The sequence below is a fragment of the Leifsonia sp. fls2-241-R2A-40a genome, from assembly GCF_030209575.1.
Taxonomy (GTDB): Bacteria; Actinomycetota; Actinomycetes; order Actinomycetales; family Microbacteriaceae; genus Leifsonia.
In genome coordinates, this window is record NZ_JARVRS010000001.1 from 3,741,060 (window position 1) to 3,749,333 (window position 8,274).

6 protein-coding genes are annotated in these 8,274 nt (G+C 67.3%); 1 reads left to right on the plus strand and 5 read right to left on the minus strand.

Annotated elements, in window-relative coordinates; all coding sequences use genetic code 11:
- Nucleotides 1–112: 112 nt before the first annotated feature.
- Nucleotides 113–379, plus strand: coding sequence for a hypothetical protein (locus tag QRN40_RS18475; RefSeq protein WP_285117405.1), 267 nt, complete (start codon nucleotides 113–115; stop codon nucleotides 377–379).
- An 18-nt stretch (nucleotides 380–397) separates the two neighbouring features.
- Here the strand turns inward: QRN40_RS18475 and QRN40_RS18480 are convergent, their stop codons facing one another.
- The 5 genes from QRN40_RS18480 to QRN40_RS18500 form a co-directional block, all read right to left on the minus strand.
- Nucleotides 398–1,498: a hypothetical protein gene (locus QRN40_RS18480; RefSeq protein ID WP_285117406.1), complete on the minus strand. Its 1,101-nt coding sequence runs from the start codon at nucleotides 1,496–1,498 to the stop codon at nucleotides 398–400.
- Between the two features lie 9 nt (nucleotides 1,499–1,507).
- Entirely contained in the window at nucleotides 1,508–2,542 is a 1,035-nt protein-coding gene (locus QRN40_RS18485; RefSeq protein ID WP_285117407.1) for an acyltransferase family protein, read from the minus strand.
- Between the two features lie 73 nt (nucleotides 2,543–2,615).
- Nucleotides 2,616–3,101, minus strand: a complete 486-nt coding sequence (locus QRN40_RS18490) for a hypothetical protein (protein ID WP_285117408.1) — start codon at nucleotides 3,099–3,101, stop codon at nucleotides 2,616–2,618.
- Between the two features lie 102 nt (nucleotides 3,102–3,203).
- On the minus strand, nucleotides 3,204–5,075 hold the full coding sequence (locus QRN40_RS18495) for a right-handed parallel beta-helix repeat-containing protein (RefSeq protein WP_285117409.1): 1,872 nt from the start codon (nucleotides 5,073–5,075) through the stop codon (nucleotides 3,204–3,206).
- A gap of 283 nt (nucleotides 5,076–5,358) precedes the next feature.
- Nucleotides 5,359–8,274, minus strand: a 2,916-nt coding sequence (locus tag QRN40_RS18500) for a hypothetical protein (RefSeq protein WP_285117410.1), incomplete at its 5' end; no start/stop codon positions are given.

The following is an 8,274-nucleotide window of genomic DNA, read 5'->3' on the forward strand; positions in this document are numbered from 1 at the left end:
CGGAACTGGGGGCATCCATGTCTAGCCGGGCGCGACGCCAAGGGTGCATCATGCGGCCGGGACCGACGGAGTGACGCTCGACGGGGCGCTCGAAGCTCGAGGGGGGTGCGGCGTGATCGCTGAGACCTACCGCGCTTTGTTCCTCCACCCCGAGCAGGACGAGGACGACTTCAGCGCCCTCCTTCCCGTGATGGGACCGTCGCCGCCCGCGCTGATCCGCGCGGCGACGACCTTCGCCGGGGCGCGGGCGATCGCCGTGTACCGTCTCGCCGAGGCCAGTTCATGGCCCGAAGCGGCCGCCTTCCTCTACCAGGAGACGGTTCCCGGCACCATCCGCGACGGCGAGAGCCTCGAGCAGGTGGCACTCCCGGACGACTGACGCGGCCGGCTCGGCGCCTCACCCGGCGAGCCAGTCCCCCTCGTCGGTGAGTCGCCACTCCACAGCGTGCTGGTGATCGACGTGCACGCGTTCACGGCGGAGCCACCAGGTCTGGTCCGGTCCCCACCCTGCTATGACCGATGCCGCATCCTCCCCCACCGGGATGGGCCTCCCTGCCAGGCGAAGGTATCCCGCCACGGTGAGGTGCACGCCGTCGTAGTCCCGGGCAACGGCGGCCCAGTCGGGGATCAGCCACGCCCCCGCGCGCGCCGTCGCCCGGTACCAGTCGTGGCGGCGGGAGGCCGTGGCCGTCAGCGGGTAGCGGCGGCACAGACCCGCCCACGCGTGCGGGCCGGTGACCTCGTACACCGACGCCCCGTCGACGCGGACCGGCGAGGCGACCGCCCTGCGCCAGCCCTCGCTGTCCTCCACGAGGCGCAGCCCCGCTGGGCCGCTGTGCATGGTTCGTGTCGTCGCGAACGACGGGCCGAACACGGGCGTGCTCCACCAGCTGCCCGACCAGGGCGCCGCCGGACCCTCGGGGCGGTCGCTGGCGGCGCCGAACTCCGCGGCGACGGCCTCCTCGCGCCATTCCGCCCAGTCGGACTCGACGCCCGCAGCGAGATCAGGTGCAGGCGTTGCGCCGGCGTCGAAGACGACCTGCCACTGGTCCGCGGACTCCATCGGCTCCTCCCACGTACTGGCGTCGGGATGCCGCACCAGCGCACCCGCGATGCGCAGCAGGGCGGGCCGCAGCTCCGGCAGCCCGGCCAACGTATCCTCACCGTCTGGCTCCTGCCAGTACCGGGCGCTGTCCACCGCCGCCGACAGCGCCGGCAGGAGGCTCGGGACGCGGTCGACCGGCGCGTCGGCGAGCACACGCGCGAGTTCGGGCAGCGTCATCCGGTCGGGATCCGGATGATCCGCGTCGTCGGCCTCCAGGCTCGTGAATGTCAGCATCGTTCGGCTGGAACTCACGTCCCGCTCGTTGCCGAACTGCGCCACGCACATGCCGATGCGCCACCGATCGGGGTGGCCGTCATACGCCTCGAGCGCCGCGGCGAGAGCGAGGCGACGCCCGCGGGGCCCCTCGAGCAGGGCGTCCGGATCGATCGTCACCCGCCGAGCCTAGACCGGCCCGCGGGCCGACGACGCCCGCCTCTCCGGGACCGCCTCGACGGGCCGGCGGCGCACCCTCCTGCGTTTCGCGCCGATCAGGATCGGGGACAGCGGGGTCAGATGGAGGAGCAGCGCCACACCCCACGGGATGATCAGGGCGGCCGCGAGCTGTCCGATCGTCGGCAGCCCGAACGCCCGGGCGTACGTGAGCACGACGGGATGGAGGAGGACGACGGCGATGCCCACGACGGCCAGCTCGGTGATGACGGCCCCGACGGCTCTCGGGTACGGGATCCTTTTCGCGAGCAGCGTCAGTCCGAACGAGATGGCGCAGGCGAGGGCCAGTCCGAGCACGGGCACGCCGTATCCGCCCTGCTTGATGTCGATGGGCGTCGGCTGAACGACGGCGATGATCGCGAGCGGAACCAGGACGAGGGCCGCGCCGGTCCAGACGGAGCGCGCGATCCTCGGTTCCAGCGCTCGCGCCGTCGAGCCGACGACCAGGAGGATCAGGCACGGGACGGCGGATCCGATCGCGAACGGCGTATGCGCCAGCTCCGGTCCGAAGAGATACCCGCACAGCAGCCCGAGCACGGCGACGGCCCAGACGGCGGGTCTGGGAAGGCGTTCGACGATCCGGTACAGGAGTGCGGCGAAGAACAGGGTGGAGACGAACCAGAAGGTTCCGTAGGTCCCGCCGGGATTGGGGCCGCCGAGCAGGGGCAGCAGCACGATGTTCCCGTCGACTGCGCCCTTGCGCGCCATGTCGGCGATGAGCAGCAGCGAGATCACGACGAACCAGCCGATGTACGGGAGCCCGAGCGTCCGCCCGCGGTTCACGAATTCCTGGCGCAGCGTCCGCCCCGGGGTCCAGAGGTACCCGGTGAGGAAGAAGAACACCGGCACGTGCCAGGCGTAGAGGAAATCGTGGGTCAGCGGCCCGCGGAAGGTGTGGCCGAAGATCACCGCGGCGATCCCGACCACGCGCACCGCGTCGATCCCCGCTGAGCGCGCACGCCGCGACGACAGCACCGGCCCGTCCATGCGCCCCCATCGTCTCGGCTCGAACATGACGAGTACCAGGATAGGGCCCGCCTCGTTCCGGCGACCGCCCGCGTCAGGCTCCGGTCACTCGAGTGAGGAACAGCCAGGCGCTGATGACCCCGCCTACGAGGGCGATGGTCACCGCCGCCGCGACCAGGTAGAGACCGGCCGCGAGTCCGGTGATAGCAAGCAGCGCGCCGACCAGCAGGGTGATGCACGTGACGAGGCGGGGCGCTCCCACGTCGAGGAGACGCGCCACGCGATCACCGCTTCGCTCGGTGCGCGCGCGGCAGTCGAGCAGCTGGAGGACGACGGCGACCGCCACGGCCACGAACGCGATCTCGAGCCCGACCGAGACGGGTGTCTGATCGGGCAGCGACAGGGCGAGCGCCACCAGCACGGGAACGAGGAACAGCCCCAGCGTCTGCGCCGCCCTGTTCCGCAGCTCGATCGACGCTGCGATGACGTCGATGCGGATCGAGACGGCGACGAAGATCAGCCCGAGGAGCGCGCCGCCCACGCCTCCGCTGATGACGGCGAACGTGTACCAGGATTCCACGCGCCAACCCTACGGGACGCGGAACTCAACGAACGCGCAACAGCGACCGAGTGGTGGAGATGGGGGGAATCGAACGCCCGAATGCTGTGACGTGTCGGTGACTCAGAACGTCAGCCTGCCGCTCGAGTCGATGTTCGAATTCCACGAGTTCTCGGTGACCTCGGTGCGTTTCGAGAGATCTTGGAGCGCGATCTCGTGGCTGGAACTGACCCGCAAGCCCGGCCTCACCGCGGAGAGGTAGTTCGTGGTCTGGGCGAGATTGCCGACGATCGTCGATCGCACACTCTCGATTGTGAGCGAGAGGGCGGGTGCGTCGGGGAAATCTCCGCGAAGTGCGAAAAGCCCTCCTCCTTTGGCATGCTGAGCGCCCGGAATCGCGCGCTTAGCCGCGGTGAATCCGGCGGCGTTCGCGCCTATCACGCAGCCCGCGCCGAGTGCGACGGTGACCGACCGCGTGGCGAAAACCTCGACGAGGATCGACGTCCACATGTCGGGCACGCCGGCCATGTCGCCCTCGGATGCGGCCTCGATCGCGATCGCGCCGCCGGCCGCGTCGCCGCTGACATTCGACGACGGGGAGGGGACGCCGCTGCGTCCGGCTGAGCGGGCACCGAATACCGTGTCGGACACGACGAGGTCGACGTTGCGGACCGCGAGCGCTCCCCCGTGATCGTGGCTTCTGGGCCCGCCTGGACCCGAGGCGTTGCCGGTGAACCGGCATCCGGTGATCGTCGCATCCGATCCCATCGTCAGGCGTACTCCGCCGCCCATGTTCTCGGCCCGGTTGTCGGCGATGACACAGGATGCGAGACTCACCCGGGAGAGCACGGAGGCGTAAACGCCGCCGCCGTCGTCGTATCCGTGGTTCGCGCTCACGCGTGTTTTCGCGATGGTGATGACGCTCGTGCGAGCCTTTGCGACCTGCGAGCGATCCCAGGCGTCCCAGGCGTTGAGCGAGAGCGCTGTGGTGACCACGTAGTAGAGCGCATGATCGAGTAGGGTCCGCTTGGCCGATTTCGGTTTCGGGGAGCCCGGAGGCGGTGCAGGGGCAGGCGAAACCGCCGCCTGACCCAGGTGGATCGCGTCGAGGAGCAGCATCGGGATGCCGCGGACCACAGGGTTAGGGAGCAGCGGATCGAGCAGCCAGCGCCCGTAGTCGATGACGTCCTGGACGGAGATCGACGAGAGAACCGACAGGGGCGAGCCGATGGAGGATTTCACGCCGGCCAGCTTCGTCACGAGAAAGCGCACGATGTCGATCTCGAACAGGTCGCGGCCGAGCTTGTCCGGCACCGCTACTTCGCACCCGATGCCGCCGCCATCGCAGCGCCCGCCCACCAGAGTGGAGTTCTTGTCGACGATGCAGCCCGTGATCGTGGGCCAGCCATACCCGGCGACGGCGATGGCTCCGCCTCGGCCGTTGGCCACGTTTCCGGTGAGCAGACACCGGTCGATGGTCGGACTCGACCAGACCGCGGCAACCCCCGCACCGAAGGCCTGAGCGGTGATGGCGTGATTCGGGCGGCCGGATGTCACCGCTCGGTCGAAGTCCGCGCTGGCCGCGGCAAGGATGGCCGCACGGCTCACCGGGGGCAGCGGTGGCTTCTTGACCAGGTTGACCGCCTGGATCAACAGGTTGAGGGCGGCCTCCGTCGTCGGCGTGAAGATTGCGTCGAGAATGTCCAGCACAGCCTGGCGGAACGCGACACGATCGGCCTCCGGCCAGCCGCTGACCGGCGCAGCCTGGGTTCGGTTCCCCGTGAACACGCATTGCTCGACCTTCACCTGGTCGACGTCCACGATCGCCAGTCCCCCACCGCAACCGAGACCGGGGTCCCCGGGCTTGTGAACTGAGAGGCCATTGGTGATCCGCACCCCGCGGATGGTGACGGGTCCCAGAGTGGTCCTCGTCGAGATCGTTCCCTGCACACGGATAACACGATGGGTTCCGTCGCCGGCGATCGTCGGGAGCACTTTCGCCGAGAACCCCTTCGCTGTCGGGTCGAACGTCGGATGCGCGACGGCATAGCTGCTGGTGATCGTGATCGCTTTGTCGATGAGCAGTTCCGGGCCGACGTAGGTACCCGCATCCATGATCTCGATGGTGTCTCCGGCCGCCGCTGCCGCCACTGCCATCTGGACCGTCTTTGCCGGAGCTGACTTGTCGGTATACGGCCCGGATGTCCTCCCGTTCGCTCCTACGTATCGCGTGGCTGGCATTCTGGCCTATCGATCGGCGCTGTGGACGGCACCCGGATCAGATCTGGCGGCCGGTCTTCGGGTCGTACTCGACCTGCACAGCCACGACCTGGTCGGTGGGAAGGATCTCGAGCCACTGGTCGAAGACCTCGAAGTCCGCTGGGTCGTTCGCCTTGAAGCCCTTGGCGAGTGGGTCGAATCCGGTTTCGAAGACCTTGTCGAGCGGTGTCGCGCGTACGGTGCTGGAGTCGTCGAGCGGATCGGCGAAATCCGCCGGTCGATTGCCGGTGTCGTGCTTCCCTTTCACCCTGTCTGCCAGGATCTCGAGCACCTCGAACATCCGCTTGCCCTGCCACTCCACCTCAGAGCCCATGTAGACGTCGTCGGGTCCGATGGTGCCCGTCCCTTCGACGTGCTGCAGCCAGCTGAGAGCAGCACGTTCTTTGCCCGGCCTGATCGGGAGGACCGTCTTCACCCATGGGGCGTTCAGGAACGCGTTGCGCAGGTCGTCACCGTCGGCCTGGAGCAGCCAGCCGAGCGAGCTTCCCTCTCGCGCGGGCTTGGACGTCTCGGTGATGTAGTAGCTGTCGGTGCGGCTGTCCGCGTCGCCCCACGCGGTCACATCCTGTTGCGGGATTGCCGGGGTCGCCTTCACGGTGCCGCCGGTGACCGGATCGGCACCGGCACTGATCCCCCCGAGCTGCTGATGGGATCTGTGCAAACGCGGCCGCCACCACTCGGGCGCCACGAAGTAGAGCATCTTGTCGACATCGAAGATCGAGTTGAGGAGTTCCGCTACCACGTGCTGAGTCTGCCGATCGGGTTGCGGGACCAATGCAGTAGGGGTGAGCATCGACTGGATCAGGTTGCGGTAGACGACGATGCGCTCCTCATCCCGCAGGTCCTGGAATGGTCGGGGAACCACGTTCGACATGGCGTCGATGCGCTCTCGCGCCGCCGTGACGAACGCCTGGTTGTATGCCGTCTGCTCTTGCGCGGTGAAGTATTCGAGTTTTTTGTCGTTCGCTGCTTTGATTGCCTTCTCGTCCACATCAGGCGCCCAGTGCAACGTCGCCTTCACGGGCAGCGAGTCGTTGCCGCCGAAGTTGACGTGGTCGATGTGCACGACGAACGAGAAGCTTCCGCTGCCGTCGTTCACGATGGATGCCGGGTCGACGGTCATCCTTGCGTCAGCGCCCTGCACGTCGATCGCGACACCGCTCAGCGTGAACCCGGACTGCGAGCACCGGACCTCTTTTTGCGGGATGTCGGCGACGATGTGGTTCGTCGAGTCTGCGAAGCCGAGGCTGGTCTCGCTCCCGTTGTCGAAAGTGTCGTCGTTCGATGCGTCGTCGGCGTCGATGAAGGGGATCGTGAGGTTGAGCGGTTCGCTGAAGGCGGCCGGCGGCACGACGAGCTGGGGCTGCGGGATCTTGGAGAGGTCGGGTGGCACGCCGACGTGCACGAGCTTCGCCAGGCCGAGCTGCTGGCCGGGATCGTCCACGTAGGTCTGCCAGCACAGATACGTGCCGACGTCCTGCACCTGCACCACGACCTGCCTCATCTTTCGTCGCAGTTCATAGTTGACGAGTTCCAATGAGGTGTTCGTGAGCACGTAGCGCTTCGAGGAGGTGTCGGTCGTCTCGGTGACCGTGCGGAAGGTGCTCTTGAAGCTTTCTGTGATCTCGTTGGTCAGCTTCTTGCTCTGCTGACGCATCGACTTGTGGACCTGCTCGCGAGCGGTCTCTTCAGAATTCTCAAGACTGAAGCTGCCGGTCTCGGATGCGTTGCCCCAGCCCCAGTTCTCATTGGCCGTCACCGACACGCCGAACTTGCTGCCGGATCGGTTGTCGTCCTTGACGGCGTCGGAGACATCGTCCTGTGTCGTGGTCGAATCCTCCGAGCGGCGAACGGTTTGGACCGACTGCTCGATTACTTGCTCTTGGTAGAGGCGACGGGTATGGACTTCCGCCATCTCCACCGTCGACCCGGGCGCGACCCACACGTGACCAACGGGGACGCCAAGAAACGTGTCGAGCTCGTAGAAGTACTCGCGGAACAGGTGAGCGAGCCCGATCGGCGACAGCCCGACCCGATCGAGCTGTTTGGTCGGGTCGATCGTGTCGAACGGGTCTCCGGTGGCGGCGGCCTGCGCCAGAAGGCCCGACTTGTCGACAATGCCGTAGAAGAGATCGTGGAGGATATCGTGCATCTTCCGCTCCCGCAGGTCGGAGAGCAGCCCGGCCACTCGGGATTCCTCGTCGATGTAGGCTCGCACGCTTTCCTGTGCGCGATCGCCGCGGATGTACTGCTGGCGGAGGACCGCCCTGTCGGAGCCGAGGCTCAGTCGTTTGAACATCTCCGAGGCATCGTCGGGGACCCTCTCGGTCAAGATGCTCGAGAGGGACTCCGGGGACAGCAGCCGGTCCCAGATCTCGGGTCTGTAGTCGGCGGCCGGGGGAAGCTGCTCGCTGAGCGTCCGGAGCACGGTACCCGTCAGGGCGGACTTCGCCGCCTCTGCCGGAGCCAGATCCGCGATGTGCACCGGAGAATCAGCTTCCCCGAACTCCACGGTGTAGCGCGGACGATACCGTTTGGCGAGTTCCGAGAGGATTCCGGCCCGTCTCGCCCAGGCGCCGTCATCCACACGCTTTTGCTGACGTGCGGACTTCCACCCGAGTAGAGGCTGATAGACGCCGAACAGTTCGCTGTCGTAGGGAAGCACGCCGCGGTATGCGGTGAAGTCTTTCACTCGCTGGGACATGGGGACTCCCGTCGACCGATCACCCGTTGTCTGGGCGCTAGGGTAGACCTGTCCGTGTCGACGCGGCGACCGATCGCGAAAGAATGCAGCGCTGCAGCGCTCAGAACCGGGCCTCTCCCGCAAGCGGAAGAGGCCCCATATCCGCGTAATGACGCGGAACTCAACGAACGCGCAACAGCGACCGAGTGGTGGAGATGGGGGGAATCGAAC